The following is a 15,352-nucleotide window of genomic DNA, read 5'->3' as shown; positions in this document are numbered from 1 at the left end:
TATAGGAACTTAAAAAACAGCTTGATATTCATGAATATAAAAAGGCCTCCCAGGTTACTGAGAGACCTTTTTACAAGCATTGCTTAATTATTTTTTAACAGCACCAGGTGTTGTATATGGCATTGTTTGAGGATCAAAGTTAGCCCAGCCTGCAGTCCAGTCGGTTGAACCAAAAGCACCTTTGTAATCAACTTTCTCAAAGAAAGCATCGGTTAATTTTGCATCGGTATATAAAGCACCTGTAGCAGCAATTGAACCTGCTTTTACAGTAAAGTCAGGAGTACCTGCGTTAGCAAAATCAGATGAAAATTTGAACGGAGAGTTGATAGCTAAATCAGCATATTTAGTAGCATCAAATACGTTATCAGCCCTAAGTTTAGCTTCAAACAAGGTTTTGTTTTCACCTTTAACTTCGTTACCTTTTTTATTGCTGCCTAAAATCAGGTTGTTTTTAAACACTAAACGGCCTGCAGTATAGTTTGTTGAAGTTGAAGCAGGTGTGGTAACTTTTGAATCGTCGATATAGATACCTTCAGCATAACCAGAAAAAATCGAGTTAAAGCAGCTTATAGCAGAGTTACGACGGATTTGGGCACCATGCTGATAGTTGGCGTTAACGTTAGTTTCGTCGGCTTTGGTGTATGGGCCTAACAAGGTCATGTTTGAGAAAACAACCGAAGTTTGCGGTGTTTTATCTGAACCTGAACCATCGTTATCGCTTTCAAAGCTGTTTGAACCAGAGATATCGGCAATGGTTTTAAAACGCTGGCTTAAGCCAAACTGTATTTTACCGGCAAAGCCAAAGTCGGTATCAAAATCATCATCTAAACTGCCCATAGCAATAAGGTGTTTACATTGTACAGTACCACCAAACCACTCAAAAGCATCGTCACCTGAACGGTAAACTTCAACATAATCAATAGTAGTGCCTTTACCAACACCACCAAAGGTTAAGCCATTAATTTCGTTATCAGGTGAAAAAGGAATACCTGCATACTCAATACGTACATATTTCAAAGTACCTGAGTTGTCATTAACATCAGTACCGCCGTATTGGATATATTTTGCTGCATCACCTTTAGCATCAAGGCCACCTTCAATAGGCACGTTATCACCCTGGTTAACAGGAGCTTTTCCTAAAAGGATGATACCGCCCCAATCGCCGTTTGAACGTGCACCAGCATCAAACTGTGATGTAAATACAATAGGTTTATCGGCAGTGCCAACGGCCATGATCTTAGCGCCACGGGTTATTGTTAAAGCAGCTTTGCTTGATTTTTCGCCTTTAATCAGTGTTCCCGGCTCAATAGTAAGTGTAGCGCCATTGGTAACGTAAACAAACCCTTTTAATAAATAAATTTTATCAGCTTTCCAGGTTGTATTAGTAGCAATATCACCGGTTACCGTAACTACGTTACTTACTTTGGTGGTATCTTTTGGCGGATTAGTGTCAATAACAGCTTCTTTCTTGCTGCATGCAGCCGTAAAAAGAGCCACAATAAACGCTAATAATAATCCTTGTTTTTTCATAATTTTGCTTTTTTTCGATTTGAATCAGTTGATTTTTTTTAGTAGTATTAATTATTAAAAGGTATAGTTGAATGAAAGGGCATAGCTTGAACCCGGGAAGTAATTCCTGAATGTATAACCCGATCCCGACGGGATATAAGGCTTACCATCAAGCTTGTATATGAAATTATATTTTTGGTTCAGCACGTCTGTGGCGCTTAACTTAACTTCGCCTTTGCTTTTAAGCACCTTATAGCCAACCTGGAAGTCAAGTACATTCCTTGGCTGCTCGTAGATGCTCGAGAACCTGTCACCGCCGGCATAAAAGATCCTTTCGCCAAGCCTGTTAAACAATACGTTCACTGATAATTTATTATCAAACTCGGTATGTTGTAAACCCGCGTTAATTACATAAGGCGATTGCCCTACCAGCGGACGATCTTTCTCAAGTCTTTTATCACCATCATCTGGGTTAGTTACTTTTGATTTGTTGATAGACAGATTGACGTAAGCTGTAGTTGTTTTAAAGAAAGCACCTCCGTTTATAAAATCAAGTGTTTTACGGGCCTCCATCTCAAAACCATATACATAAGCCGATTTTGAATTGAAGTAGCTGATAGTGGTTGATGAGTTTCTATCTTCAATTGTAGGCTCTATAGCGTTCTGGAATTTTTTGTAGAAAACCGAGAATGATAAGATCTGCCCGGCCGAAGGATAAAATTCATACCTCAAATCGGCATTGTCAATCAGTGTGCGTTTCAGACCAGGCTCGCCCTGCTGAGTTGCCAGCAATTCATAATCATAATAAGCAAAGGGCGCAAGCTCTCTGAATTCCGGGCGGGCAACAGTGCGGTAATATGATGCCCTGAAGTTTGCTTTTTGCGTTAAACTATAGGTGAAGTTTACGGAAGGTAAAAAGTCGGTATTATCCAGCTGGGCACGCGGCTGCGGCACACCAACTTCTTCGGTGTTAAGCTTTAAATTAAATTTCTCAACCCTTAAACCATAAACAATCCTGATTTTTTCGCTGAATTTGCTATCCAGCATAGCGTAACCGGCGTTTGTGAAACTATGTGCAGTATACCTGTCTGTCGGGTTTGAGATCTCGTCAAGCGAATAAATACCCGAGTTAATAAGGTTTGGACCAAAAATAGTTTGAATTGGCCTTTGCAGTATAGTGTTAACATCGTATTCGGGATCGTTGGTATTAAGCACAACACCCAAAAACCTTGCGTTAAATTTCCTGTCGCGGTATTGTGAGTTAACACCAAGTTTAAGTGTGCTTTGCTTAAACCAATTAACCGGCAGGCTAAAATCAACTTTGCCTGAATAAATATTTTCGGTTAAATGCGAGAAAACACGGGCGTTTTCTTTGCTCAGGTTGGTAACCTGCGCATAAAACGGTTCGCCTGCGGCGCCTTGTTTGTAATTGGTTTTACGTTGATCTGGCTGGTCGTTGATAATATTACTATAACCTAAGTTCCATTTTAGCTTTGAACTTTTTGCACCAAGCGCGTGTTCGCCCTCGAGCGTGGTTTTAAACAATGATTTTTCGAGCAGGTCATTGGCATAAAAGCGGGTATCATAACTTCCGTTACTGGTGTTTGAACCGGTGCGGTAAGTGAACTGATCGTCAAAAATGCGGTTATAAAGATTTTTTAACGTGATTTTGTTTTTACCAAAGCTGTATGCAAAGTTTGCAAGTGCGCCAACATTGGTCGAAAATTTATATTGCGCATTATGATAGTCATAGTTATCAAACTGCTGTACCAAATCGGGCACTATAGTTTGCGAGTTTCGGTAAGTTAGTGCTACCGTAGTACCCAATCTGTTTTTATTGGCGCCAAGTTCTTTTACATTGCCTACAGTAAGCTGGTAATTTTGACTCGGCAAAGCAGTGCTTTTATAAATGTTAAAATCGTTATTAAGGCTCCTGATTGATTGGATTGTTTGTGTAGTGCTTAACTGCTTATTAACAATTTGATTTGTTGTGGGAAAATTACTCACCAGTTTACGGGTTCCGTCGTCAAAGCCAAAGTAATCGCTGGTAGCGCGGAAACCGCTTTGAAAATCCTTAAACGTACTTTGTGAATTATAACCTAAGCCTACGCCAAAACTTACAAAGTTTTGATCAGGGATATCTTTAGTGATGATCTGCACGTTACCGCCGGCAAAATCGCCCTGGATATCAGGTGTAGCTGTTTTACTGATGATAATGTTTTCGATAAGATTTGCAGGTACGATATCAAAAGAGAAAGCTTTACGGTTAGGCTCAGTACTTGGTAGTGGAGATCCATCTAACGAGGCCGTATTGTAACGATCACTCAGTCCCCTAACCACCACAAATTTGTTATCCTGTATAGTAGTGCCACTTACCCTTTTCAATACATCACTCGTACTGCGGTCGGGCGATCTTTTGATCAGTTCTGACGAGATACCATCAGATATAGACGCGCTGTTTTTTTGAACTGCATACAATGCTGCAACCGAAGCCTGGCGATAAGTAGCCTTTACAACTACCTCTTTAAGCGCAGTTGAAGTTGCAGCGCTTAAGGCTACATCAAGCGAGGTTGCTGCACCTGCCTTTACCTCAACATCTGAAATGGATTTACTTTGGTACCCGATATATTTAATGATCAGCGTATACTTTCCGGGTTTTACATCGGCCAGTACATAGCTACCATCTACGTTAGTGGCAGCCCCTCTTTGGGAACCTTCAATGCCAACAGTGGCGCCAATAAGGGTTTCGCTTGTTTTTTGATCAATAATTTTGCCTACAATTTTCCCGTTACCCTGGGCAAAGGCACCGGAGTTAATAAGAAATACAGATAAGGTTAGCAGGAGAAGCGTTTTGATTTTGTTCATAAATTTTTAATGACGGGTCAAAAGTATCCCCGTTAAATTAAATTCATGTTAAGCCAAAATTATCAAATCGAATATCTTAAATATTAAATTATATAGACAACTATCGATTTTATTCAATATCATGAAGATTAGATGAAGAGAAAACCTTCAATTATTCATGTTTAAATGTGAGTTATATATTTGTAACTCATATTTAAACATGGCTAATCACAAAAAGGCTGAATTTGCCGCAACAGATCAGGATATATCAATGGTAGCAAAGGCGCTGTCGCACCCTGCAAGGATAGCTATTATGCGCATTTTGGCACAGCACAAACATTTTACCTGCGGCGAAATAGTTGAAATATTGCCATTGGCGCAACCAACGGTATCCCATCACTTAAAAGAATTACTGGATGCCCGGCTGATTACCGTAGCAATTGATGGTAAGAAATCATTATATGATGTAAACTGGCCAACATGGAACCGGTATACAGCCGAGTTTGAAAATATGCTAAGCGCCATTAACAACGCAGAGCAGCAGGCCTAATGTATACCCTCTCTCCTATTTATGGGTTATATTCATACACAACTTTATAAGGCACCTGCTTAAGCGAAGCAGACACCTGCCCTATCCTGAGGTCATGCAGCTGCGGGGTAGGTTCACAAAATGAATACGCTTTTCCTTTATATAACAAAGGCTTTCCCACCGGTTTATCAAATTGAACTGCCATAGTTATATGAGTGGGATATAATACTGCTATCATCGGCAAATTATAAACCTCCTTCACCAGGTAAAAAAACAATGCGGCTCGATCGTCACAATCGCTGTATTGGGCAAACAGGGTTTCTTCCGGGCTTAACCGTTTTTCCCGACCAAAATTCATTTCATCGTTTTCATACAAAAAAGCATAACGCGTAAAGTGCATCAGGTAATCGACTCCTTTTTTTATATCCATCCTGCTTACATTTTGTTTAAGTAAGGGGATCAATGATCCGTAAGTTTCCTTACTCAAAGGGATATTGAAATAGGATTCAAAATCAACAACCGGGTAATTTCTGAAAATAGAATCAACAAGCGGATTAAGCTTAATTTTAAAATAGTATGCCTTATGCCGGTAAGTAAACTGCAGGTCTTTTTCAACATAATCAGCAGGCGTAAAATCAGGCATCCGGGTAACCTTATACGAAAATGAATTTATTGCCCCCGGCACATTGATATCAACTGGAACAGCGGACTGGGTTGTGAGATCGGTACCGGGATAATCATGAATATTCAGGCACATATACTTTTTATCATTCACTGTATATGAAGGAATATCGGAGATCTCCTCATTGTTATAAACGTAAAAAATGATCTTTTTCCCGGCCAGCGCCAACCGGGCATCATAACCTGATTTAACCATCAGGAACCATTTATATAAGGTATAGTTACTGTAATCTTTTCCTTTAGGGCTTATTTGCTGTGCCGTTTTGCGCACAAGCTGATAATACAGCCAGTCGTTAAGCTGGTGCCCCTGCTTATAACTTAACAAAGCCTTAAGTAAAGGATTATAATTACCCGCATCAACAGCTTTATAAAAGTCTTTTATGCTTTTTACAGATAACTCAGTCCCGATATTTGCAATAACCGAAGTATCTGCATCAGCATTAAATGTTCCGTCATAAAAAGCAAAACAAATCCTCCTGTTGTTTTGAGCATACAGTTTAGCTGTACCTAAAAGCAACAAACAGGCAAATAATATTTTAACATATCTGCTCATTGGCAAACACACGTTATTAAAAATGCTTTGGGTTTATAATTTATATACAAGTTACAAATTAAACGCCAATTCACTTAATGTTATTTTAATCATTAAACAACATGATAGTAACATTACGCTCATAAATTTGAACTTTGAAAACCTGGTTCATGAGGACAGCAACATTAGGTAAAAGAATACTGTGTTTAATTATAGCAATAGGGTACTTCTTTTTTTCGTGCTTATATGTTACACGCTGCCCCAAAATTGCCGGTCATGCCAAAACGGGGAAGTATTTTACACTCAATAATAAACCGGCAAAACAAAGCAGCCCCGTTATTTCAAGCGCAACTAACAGCAAATCGATACCGGTTCTTTTTTTATCCCGCCCGCGTGTTATTTTCGGCAAAAACTTAGTTGCTTTAAATAATCAATTTAAATTAATCCGGACCTGCGTGTTATGCCCGTTCCGTGCCTTAACTCAAAATGATGCTCAAGGCAGGTTTAGGGCCCACAAAATTTTTTATACCGCCAATATCCTTTCTATTATCCGTACCTGGAAAATCTGAGCTATCAACACCCCTCCTGCTGATACCTTTTACAATGTTTTCTTAATTTTTTATTACATGCACATATCAGCCGTAAGGCTATAACATTAATGCATTTAAAAACCGTATGGATCATTTATGCCTTATTTTAACTTAAAGTTTTCAAACACCGACAATGAACTGGCCAATTTTGCAAAAGCCCTGGCACTGCCTGTCAGGATTGCCATTGTCCGCATCATCATGGCTAACGGCAATTCAGTGTCTAAAGAAAGTTTATATAGTATTCCATTTAACCACGAAACAATAACCAAGCATCTTGCCGAACTAAAGCGCATGGGAATTATAAAAGCCCATGGCTTTCGCGGCTCAATTAAATATGGCCTCGACGAGCAGTTATTTAGGCAAATGGCAGATGGATTTGCCATGCTATTTGAAAGCTTGAGAACGTTTGAACATGACCTGCAGGATTGCTAAATAAGTTTATACTGGTATTTTTAGCGGATTTCTGAGGTGAAAATGGCTGATTGTAAAAAAAAATACAATTATAATAATCTGATAAACAGGCATTGTTTTATAACATTGGCTTAACCTGCGCTTAAAACATCAATTCAGATTTGGCAATTCGCCTCAGATTTGTACTTTTGCGCCCGGAGAGCTGGCAGAGTGGTCGATTGCGGCAGTCTTGAAAACTGTTGAACTGTGAAAGGTTCCTGGGGTTCGAATCCCTAGCTCTCCGCAAAAAAGTTGAGTAGTACTCTAAACTACTCAGCTTTTTAAAAAAACCATAAGAGAAAAGGCCTATCGTGGGCCTTTTTTATTTCCAATATAAATTCTAATATCCTATTTGTTCTTTTATTAAACACTAAATTTAATCTTTTCGCTTATCTCAAAACGTCTTTGCGCAATATAACGGAAGTGGAAATCAGAGGGGTTAGGGGAGCTATTATACTTGCCATATTCAAAATGTAGAGGAAAGAAAAAGATCTTGAAGCAGATCATTACCTCGACATAAAATGATTTAATTATAAATCATTTATTCATCGTCTTTGACAGACTGGTTAAGCAGCACATGTACCTAAAATAGCTGATAATGAAAAATCAAGTATATTTTTAAAATGACTTTTGAATTTATAGTACAGCCCAACTTTAATTTTGTAAAAAGCTTCGGCGAAAAGTTTAATATCCCCGTTTTTAATGATGGGCTGCAAATTCCGCCGCATATGGGCAAGGGCCATATCAAAATGGTTGATGTGGAACCGGGCTTTAAATTCGTTCTGCACCATTATACACTGAAAGAGGATTTTCATTTAAAGCGCAAACCGCCGGAGGAAAATAATGAATTGGTATCCATTGTATTCAACAGTAATGAAATACCCATGGATTTTACCAAAGAGCGGGAAAGTGCAGTGCAATTTTTAAAAACCAATGGATCGTCAATTCAGATTGCATCTACTGCCCTGGCAACCGAAACGTTTTTTCCAGCCAATGCTGAAGTGTATTTTGGGGTGATCGGAATCAAACGTCAGATGCTTGCTTCACTGCTGCGTATTGGTGAAACAAGCGGCCCGATGGAAACTATTCTGCATAGCAATGCTTTATTCTTTTATCACGAAAAGATGATTCCCGAAGTGGTGCGGGTTTTGAAGCAAGTGTCAGAAATAAATGGAGAAAATAAATTGAGCAATTTGTTATATAGCATAAAAGCCCATGAGATGATATACCTGCTCTTTGACAAGCTGCTGGACAGGGCTGTTGAAAAGCAAAGCCCGGTGAACAGATCGGATATAGATAAACTATATGCAATAAGAACCGCCATACTCGCCGACATGGGCCAGCCCCCGCAGTTGAACGCACTTGCAAAAATGGCGGGGATGAGCGAAACAAAAATGAAGCAATTATTTAAGCAGGTATTTGGCGATACCATCTATAATTATTATCAGAATGAACGGATGCAGGAAGCCGGCTTTTTACTGAAGCATGCGGGCTACTCTGTTTCCGAAACTGGTTACCGGCTTGGTTTCTCCAACCTAAGTCATTTTTCAAGACTTTTTGAAAAATATTACGGCATCACCCCAAAGAAATACACACTCGCCGGATAGGACTATTTTATAGTCTTTGAGCGTTATTTTAAGCTTGTGCGAGCATCTACATTTGTTCTGTCAAAACAAAACAATTTGACAAGGACAAAATGAAAAAGATATTAACAGCATATAGCAAAAACGGGTTTGGCCTAAAAAACCATATTGTGATGGCACCCATGACAAGAAGCCGCGCAATCAATAACATCCCTAACGATTTAATGACAACCTATTACGGTCAACGCACCGGCGCAGGTTTAATCATAACAGAAGGCACAGCGCCAACGCCTGAAGCTTTAGGTTATGCGCGTATACCGGGCATTTTTAATGACGCCCAGATTGAAGGCTGGAAAAAGATTACCGCCAGGGTGCATCAGGACGGCACCAAAATATTTTTACAACTGATGCATACCGGGCGCATTGGCCATAAGGATAATTTATCAGAAGGGACGCTATGGGGTGCTTCGGACATTAAAGCCGCCGGGCAGATCTATACCGATACAGCAGGTATGCAGGATCATTCCGATCCGGTGGCCTTAACCACAGCAGGTGTAAAAAATATAATTGAAGGCTATGTTTCAGCAGCAAAAAATGCGATAAAGGCGGGTTTTGATGGCGTGGAGCTGCATGCTGCAAACGGTTATTTGCTTGAACAATTTTTAAACCCAAACGTGAACGATCGTACCGACGAATATGGTGGCAGTATAACAAACCGCGCAAGGCTAACCGTTGAGGTTACCGAAAAGGTTGCCGGTGCTATTGGCAGGGAAAAAGTAGGCATCCGTTTTTCACCCTTTTCAGCCCTGGGCGATCTGCAAGCCTATGACCCGGACGAAGTTCAGGAAACTTATACCTACCTGGCAAAAGCCATGAACGGGCTGGATATCCAATATATCCATATTTCGGCAAACCCCGCTATTCCCCAAGAAACATTTGATGCGATAAGGGCTAATTTTTTAAGCACTATTATTTTATGTAACGGCCTCACTGCAGAAACAGCAGAAAGTAAGCTAAATGAAGGTTTTGCTGATATCGTTGCCTTTGGAAGAAGCTTTTTATCGAACCCCGACTTTGTAAGCCGGATTGAAAAAAACGCATTGTTACACCCAGTTGATTTTACCACGCTGTATACACCCGGGGAAAAAGGTTACACCGACTATCCCACACTTCAATAAATGTCTTAAACATTCACCCCGCAAGAAAAGTTGAGTAGTACTCTAAACTACTCAACTTTTTCAGTTTATAGATCTATATAGATGAATCTTTTTCACCTTACTTAAAATTTAAATTCCTGATTCCCGGATGAATTGATGGACTTGTTTTGATATTAGAAATGCTATAATTTCAATTAACAATTGGTAATTGTATTGTAAACTCAGCCCCCTCTTTTTCGGTACTCTCTATTTTAACACTACCGCTATGACCCTTTACCACGATATCATAACTAAGGCTTAATCCTAATCCTGTGCCTTCGCCTGTTGGTTTGGTAGTAAAAAACGGTTGCAGTATTTTGTCCTTAATAGCATCCGGTATGCCCGTGCCATTATCTTTCACACTAATAATAGCATTCCTTCCGGATAGTAAAGTAGCAATTTCAAGTACTGGTTTATAACCTTCATCTGCCATTTTTTGCTTTTGCTGCACGGCATAAAAAGCATTGTTGAACAGGTTGAGCAAAACACGGCCAATATCCTGCGGGATGATATTTACCGGTGGAAGACTCTCATCAAAATGAGTTATCAGCTCGGCGTTAAATGTTTTGTCCTTTGCCCGCAAACCATGGTAAGCCAGCCGCAGGTACTCATTGGCCAGTTTGTTGAGGTCGGTGGGTTCTTTCTGGCCGGTTGAGGTGCGACTATGCTCCAGCATGCCTTTTACAATGCCATCGGCACGTTTGCCGTGGTGATTGATTTTTTCAAGATTTTGCGTCAGATCATCAGCAATAGCTATTACATCTCTTACGTTCCCGGCCTGGGCCTCTTCCTTCAGTTCGCTCAAAAGTTCGACGCTCACTTCTGAAAAGTTATTGACAAAATTTAAAGGATTTTGAATTTCGTGCGCAATGCCGGCGGTCAGTTCGCCTAACGAAGCCATTTTCTCCGTTTGAATAAGCTGCTGCTGCGCCGTCTTCAAATTAGCAACAGTTTCAACCAGCCGGTCGCGTTGGGTGGTTATTTCTTCACGCTGCCCGCTTAACTGAAGGTTAGCATTGGTCACCTGGTCATTGGCTTCTGCCAGTAATTTATTTGATTTGCGCTGGTTATAATAATTGAGACCAATAAAGAGCGATAAAAGCAATAACGCCGCTAACCCCCCGATAAAGAAATAGCTTTGCAATTTTTTTTGCTTCAACTGTGCGTTGGTAATGTTCTGTTGATATTTCAGCGCATCTTCTTTGCGCGAATAAACAAGCTGTGCTTCTTTCAGTAAAATAGCCTTTTCGTTCTTTAAACTGTCGGCTGTGTCCCGCTGGGCTATGTATGCTTTGTAAGTCTTTAAAGCATCAGCATGCCGGTTCATTTTTTCGTAGGTCAGGCTTAACTCTTTCAAATTGTCAGTCACCAAAACAGCATCATCGTGCGTTTTGCCGTAGTTTATAGCCTTTAATGTTAAAGCAAGTGCTTCCTGATATTGACGGCCCGGCGCAAAGCCGGCCTTCTTAATAAGGGAGGCAGGTGCTTCCCTGTAAATGGCGCCCAAAGTGCCGTAGGCATAAATTAAATAAAACTCGTCGGCTTTAATGTACGACAGCGATCGTTTTGCATGAACGTAAGCTTTATCATAGTCCTTTTTTAAAAAATAATGCCAGCTGGCGTTGTTTTCTATATCGCACAACGTATTGTAGTGACTTCCCTTTTTGGCCGCTTGTATAGCTTTATCATAATAGCTTACTACCGCCGCGTCATCATGCTCCGCGTCGGCGCATAGCGCCAAGCCTACATAGTTCTCAGCAACCGCCGACTCATTACCTGCCTGCATATCATTCTCATCCATTCCAATAGCCTTTAAATAAAGCGCCTTTGCCTTTTTTATGTTGTGGAGATTGAAATAAAGGCCGGCCATTGCACCTACATCGTAGCCTCTTAAATAATTGTGCTGAGTTGTTTCCTGCAGTTTCAGCGCTTTATCATAGTAATCCATGGCCGCAGCGTAATTAAATTCACCTTGATAGTAAGTGCCCAACGTCGCATAAATATTTATTAACGGCCCTATTTGGTTACATTTTTTAAAACGCACTGCTGCCGACGCCAGGTAATTAATGGCCTGGGGCCCTTTATTCTGAAAATGTATAGCCCCGGCAAGGTAAACTACCGATTTATAGGCAAACTGGTAATCCTCTATCTTAAAGCTCAGTTCGGCGGCCTGGGCAAGATAACTTTGTGCTTTAACATAATCTGGGGGAGCCTTATGAAAGTGGTAAGCCCCCAGATCATAGTATGCCCTGGTTATTCCCTTTTGCCATTTAAGCCTTTGCGCAAGCAATAGGGCGCGCTGTAAATAGAAGATTGAGGAATCGGTTTTTGTTCCTGTTGAATAGGTATTGCCCAATTTTAACAATAAATTAACCTTATTGGTATCTTCTTTGGCGGCAGGTAGTTGCCTGAGCAACGAATCGATGTGTGCCAGTTCTTTCTTTTGAGCAGAAACGCTTAACGAGATAAGCAGCAGCAATCCTGCCACTCTGTATTTTAATGATAAGGTTCTGAAAATCATCAGGAATGGAGTCAAGAGTAATTCGGTCTGGTTGTTACAAACCCGCTAAAATTAGGAAATTATTAAGGACATTGGAACGGCGGCCGGATAAAAAATGTAACAATTATACAGGAAATATTATGATAATTCCGCCCCTTCATTATCCCTGCTATCCACGTTGATGCTGCCGCCATTCCCCTTCACTACAGTATCTGTATAGCTTTTTCAGGACGGGTTATAATCATATAAAAACGGACACCCTATTGTAACGTTTTCGAACGATGCAGCCGAGCAATAATTAACAATAATCTCACTTTCAATTACTTACTTAAATGGCATAAATTTTAAGCAGCTTAACGAGGCGTTCCTCAATCAAAATTCAGATGACCATGATCAAAAATTATTTAAAAATGGCCTGGAGAGGTCTTATCAAAAATAAAGTATCTTCTTTTATCAATATCGGTGGCCTCTCCATAGGGATGGCTGTAGCATTATTGATCGCTTTGTGGGTGTTAGACGAACTTACATTTGATCAATATCACGATAATTACAAACAAATAGCCCAGGTACTAAGACAAGATACCCGCGATGGTGAAAGGATAACAAGTCTGTATCATCCGATGCCATTGGCATCGGAGCTTCGCAATACCTATGGAAGTAACTTCAAATATGTCGTAATGGCCCGCCAGGTGGAGAATCATCTGATTGCCATTGGCGATAAAAAATTTACGCAACAGGGAAGTTTCATGGAGCAAGACGCACCGGATATGTTCTCGCTTAAAATGTTGAACGGAAGCCGGTCAGGCTTGCAAGCTCCCAATTCGATCCTGCTTTCGGCATCGTTAGCAAAAAAATTATTTGGTACTATCAACCCGATTAACCGGGTATTAAAGATAGATCATAACCTCAACGCGAAGGTAACAGGCGTATATGAAGATCTGCCGGATAATTCTGATTTTAAGGACGCATCCTTTATTGCGCCGTTTGATCTGTATATTACTTCTGCAGGTTGGATAAAATCTGCTGTAAATGATTGGGGGAATCAAAATGTACACGTTTATGTACAAACTAAGCCAGGGGTTGATCTTGAAAAGATCTCCAATCAGATCAAAGATTTATATATAAGCCATATTAGCCCAGAAAAGGCTGTTAAAAGAAAGCCTGTAGTAAAGTTGCAGCCGATGGATAGATGGCACCTGTATTCAAAGTTTGAAAACGGCCTTAACGTAACCAGCGACGAGTTAAAGTTCGTTTGGTTTTATGGGATCATCGGCGGAATGGTATTACTAATGGCATGTATTAACTTCATGAACTTAAGCACTGCCCGTTCACAAAAACGTGCTATAGAGGTTGGCATCCGGAAATCGGTAGGGTCGAGTCGTAGCCAGTTGATCTTGCAATTTTATAGCGAATCACTAATGGTAGCTGTATTTTCGTTTGCATTAGCTATCGCTATTGTGCAATTAGCGCTGCCCTGGTTTAATCATATTGCTGGAAAAAGCATGATCCTTCCCTTAACCAATCACTTGTTTTGGCTGGCAGGATTTACCTTTGTTTTATTTACCGGTTTATTGGCAGGATCATATCCTGCCTTATATTTATCAGCGTTTGAACCAACTAAAGTGATCAAAGGTACATTCAGTGCGGGGCGATTTGCTGCGATACCCCGTAAAATCCTGGTAGTGGTTCAATTCACGGTTTCAATTGCCCTGATCATAGGCACAATAACTATTTACCGTCAAATCCAGTTTACCAGGAATCGACCGATAGGTTATTCACAAACCAGTTTGCTTACGTTAACCGTAAATTCTCCTGATTATAATAACGGGAAATACGAAGTATTACGGAATGAACTAAAAAAAACGGGGGCTATAACAGAAATGGCCGGATCAAGCAGCCCATTAACGGGAATCAACTCCATGAATAAAGGTTTTAGCTGGGCAGGCAAAGATCCTGGAGCTTATGACCCTACTTTCAACACTATTGCAATTACACCTGAATATGGTAAAACTATTGGATGGAAGTTTATTGACGGCAGGGATTTTTCAAGAACATTTACCAGCGATTCATCGGATTTAATCATTAACCAGGCAGCAGCAAAGCTAATGGGTTTGAAAAACCCGGTAGGTGAACCTGTAGCATGGGCTCCTGACTGGGGTAAAAAAACTAATTTTAAAATATTAGGTGTTGTGAAGGATATGATCATGGAATCTCCATACTCGCCGGTAAATCCATCAGTATTTTTTTTGCAGCGCGGTGGAGATAATCTGTTCCTCAAAATAAATCCACACCTAAGTGCGGGTGACGCGCTTAATAAAATTGAGAAAGTATTTAAATCTGTGGTCCCCGATGCTCAATTCGACTATAAATTTGTTGATGAAGACTATGCTGCAAAATTTGCTGCTGAAGAACGGGTAGGGCAACTTGCCGGATGCCTGGCTTCACTGGCAATTTTCATCAGTTGTATTGGTCTGTTTGGTATGGCTTCCTTTATGGCTGAACAACGTACTAAAGAAATAGGAGTACGCAAGGTTTTGGGGGCAACTGTTTTTGGCTTATGGCGTTTAATGTCGAAGGATTTTGTGATACTTGTTATTATTTCTTTATTTATCGCAATCCCTATAGCCTATTATTTCCTGCATAGCTGGTTACAGAATTACAGTTACCGTACTAACCTTTCCTGGTGGATATTTGCTGCAACAGCATTAGGAACTGTAATGATCACCTTGTTAACAGTAAGTTATCAGAGCATTAAAGCGGCGCTGGCCAATCCTGTAAAAAGTTTGAGAAGTGAGTGAAGATAACTTTTTGAAAATTATTGGGTTGTAATTTACGGTACACCTTATTTGTGATCGTCCGATCTGCGACGAACTTAAGTTTTACAAAGCAGCTTATTCTTAGGCAATTAAATATTATTAGAATTGGTTTATTATCTCCC

At 40.2% G+C, this 15,352-nt stretch carries 9 protein-coding genes and 1 tRNA gene; 6 read left to right on the top strand and 4 right to left on the bottom strand.

Annotated features, from left to right (window positions below; all coding sequences use genetic code 11):
- Nucleotides 1-87: 87 nt before the first annotated feature.
- Nucleotides 88-1,530: a beta-helix domain-containing protein gene (locus ACFFGT_RS11485; RefSeq protein WP_377022672.1), complete on the bottom strand. Its 1,443-nt coding sequence runs from the start codon at nucleotides 1,528-1,530 to the stop codon at nucleotides 88-90.
- Between the two features lie 54 nt (nucleotides 1,531-1,584).
- The gene (locus ACFFGT_RS11480; protein WP_377022671.1) at nucleotides 1,585-4,374 is read right to left on the bottom strand and encodes a TonB-dependent receptor; all 2,790 of its coding nucleotides are present in this window, start codon (nucleotides 4,372-4,374) and stop codon (nucleotides 1,585-1,587) included.
- Between the two features lie 199 nt (nucleotides 4,375-4,573).
- Between ACFFGT_RS11480 and ACFFGT_RS11475 the strand changes: the two genes are divergently transcribed.
- On the top strand, nucleotides 4,574-4,903 hold the full coding sequence (locus ACFFGT_RS11475) for an ArsR/SmtB family transcription factor (RefSeq protein WP_377022670.1): 330 nt from the start codon (nucleotides 4,574-4,576) through the stop codon (nucleotides 4,901-4,903).
- Nucleotides 4,904-4,922: 19 nt separating this feature from the next.
- Here ACFFGT_RS11475 and ACFFGT_RS11470 read toward each other — a convergent pair whose 3' ends face one another.
- Entirely contained in the window at nucleotides 4,923-6,116 is a 1,194-nt protein-coding gene (locus ACFFGT_RS11470) for a hypothetical protein (RefSeq protein ID WP_377022669.1), read from the bottom strand.
- Between the two features lie 665 nt (nucleotides 6,117-6,781).
- Between ACFFGT_RS11470 and ACFFGT_RS11465 the strand changes: the two genes are divergently transcribed.
- From ACFFGT_RS11465 to ACFFGT_RS11450, 4 genes are all read left to right on the top strand, one after another.
- Nucleotides 6,782-7,117, top strand: coding sequence for an ArsR/SmtB family transcription factor (locus ACFFGT_RS11465; RefSeq protein ID WP_377022668.1), 336 nt, complete (start codon nucleotides 6,782-6,784; stop codon nucleotides 7,115-7,117).
- 175 nt (nucleotides 7,118-7,292) lie between these two features.
- Nucleotides 7,293-7,379 (top strand) — tRNA-Ser (locus ACFFGT_RS11460).
- Between the two features lie 379 nt (nucleotides 7,380-7,758).
- Nucleotides 7,759-8,742: a helix-turn-helix transcriptional regulator gene (locus ACFFGT_RS11455; protein WP_377022667.1), complete on the top strand. Its 984-nt coding sequence runs from the start codon at nucleotides 7,759-7,761 to the stop codon at nucleotides 8,740-8,742.
- Nucleotides 8,743-8,831: 89 nt separating this feature from the next.
- Entirely contained in the window at nucleotides 8,832-9,896 is a 1,065-nt protein-coding gene (locus tag ACFFGT_RS11450) for an alkene reductase (RefSeq protein WP_377022666.1), read from the top strand.
- A gap of 169 nt (nucleotides 9,897-10,065) precedes the next feature.
- Here the strand turns inward: ACFFGT_RS11450 and ACFFGT_RS11445 are convergent, their stop codons facing one another.
- A complete protein-coding gene (locus ACFFGT_RS11445; protein ID WP_377022665.1) occupies nucleotides 10,066-12,435 on the bottom strand; it encodes an ATP-binding protein in 2,370 nt (789 codons plus the stop codon).
- A 368-nt stretch (nucleotides 12,436-12,803) separates the two neighbouring features.
- On the opposite strand from ACFFGT_RS11445, the gene ACFFGT_RS11440 reads away from it, so the two are divergent.
- Nucleotides 12,804-15,212, top strand: a complete 2,409-nt coding sequence (locus ACFFGT_RS11440; RefSeq protein WP_377022664.1) for an ABC transporter permease — start codon at nucleotides 12,804-12,806, stop codon at nucleotides 15,210-15,212.
- The last annotated feature ends 140 nt before the right edge of the window (nucleotides 15,213-15,352 follow it).

It is taken from the genome of Mucilaginibacter angelicae (assembly GCF_042434235.1).
GTDB classification, from domain to species: Bacteria; Bacteroidota; Bacteroidia; order Sphingobacteriales; family Sphingobacteriaceae; genus Mucilaginibacter; species Mucilaginibacter angelicae.
Note: the sequence above shows the minus strand (reverse complement) of the source record. Positions and strands in the feature narration are given on the sequence as shown.

Coding starts and splice junctions, on each gene's coding strand:
- ACFFGT_RS11485 (WP_377022672.1), bottom strand. CDS start 1,530: ATGAAAAAACAAGGATTATTATTAGCGTTTATTGTGGCTCTTTTTACG.
- ACFFGT_RS11480 (WP_377022671.1), bottom strand. CDS start 4,374: ATGAACAAAATCAAAACGCTTCTCCTGCTAACCTTATCTGTATTTCTT.
- ACFFGT_RS11475 (WP_377022670.1), top strand. CDS start 4,574: ATGGCTAATCACAAAAAGGCTGAATTTGCCGCAACAGATCAGGATATA.
- ACFFGT_RS11470 (WP_377022669.1), bottom strand. CDS start 6,116: ATGAGCAGATATGTTAAAATATTATTTGCCTGTTTGTTGCTTTTAGGT.
- ACFFGT_RS11465 (WP_377022668.1), top strand. CDS start 6,782: ATGCCTTATTTTAACTTAAAGTTTTCAAACACCGACAATGAACTGGCC.
- ACFFGT_RS11455 (WP_377022667.1), top strand. CDS start 7,759: ATGACTTTTGAATTTATAGTACAGCCCAACTTTAATTTTGTAAAAAGC.
- ACFFGT_RS11450 (WP_377022666.1), top strand. CDS start 8,832: ATGAAAAAGATATTAACAGCATATAGCAAAAACGGGTTTGGCCTAAAA.
- ACFFGT_RS11445 (WP_377022665.1), bottom strand. CDS start 12,435: ATGATTTTCAGAACCTTATCATTAAAATACAGAGTGGCAGGATTGCTG.
- ACFFGT_RS11440 (WP_377022664.1), top strand. CDS start 12,804: ATGATCAAAAATTATTTAAAAATGGCCTGGAGAGGTCTTATCAAAAAT.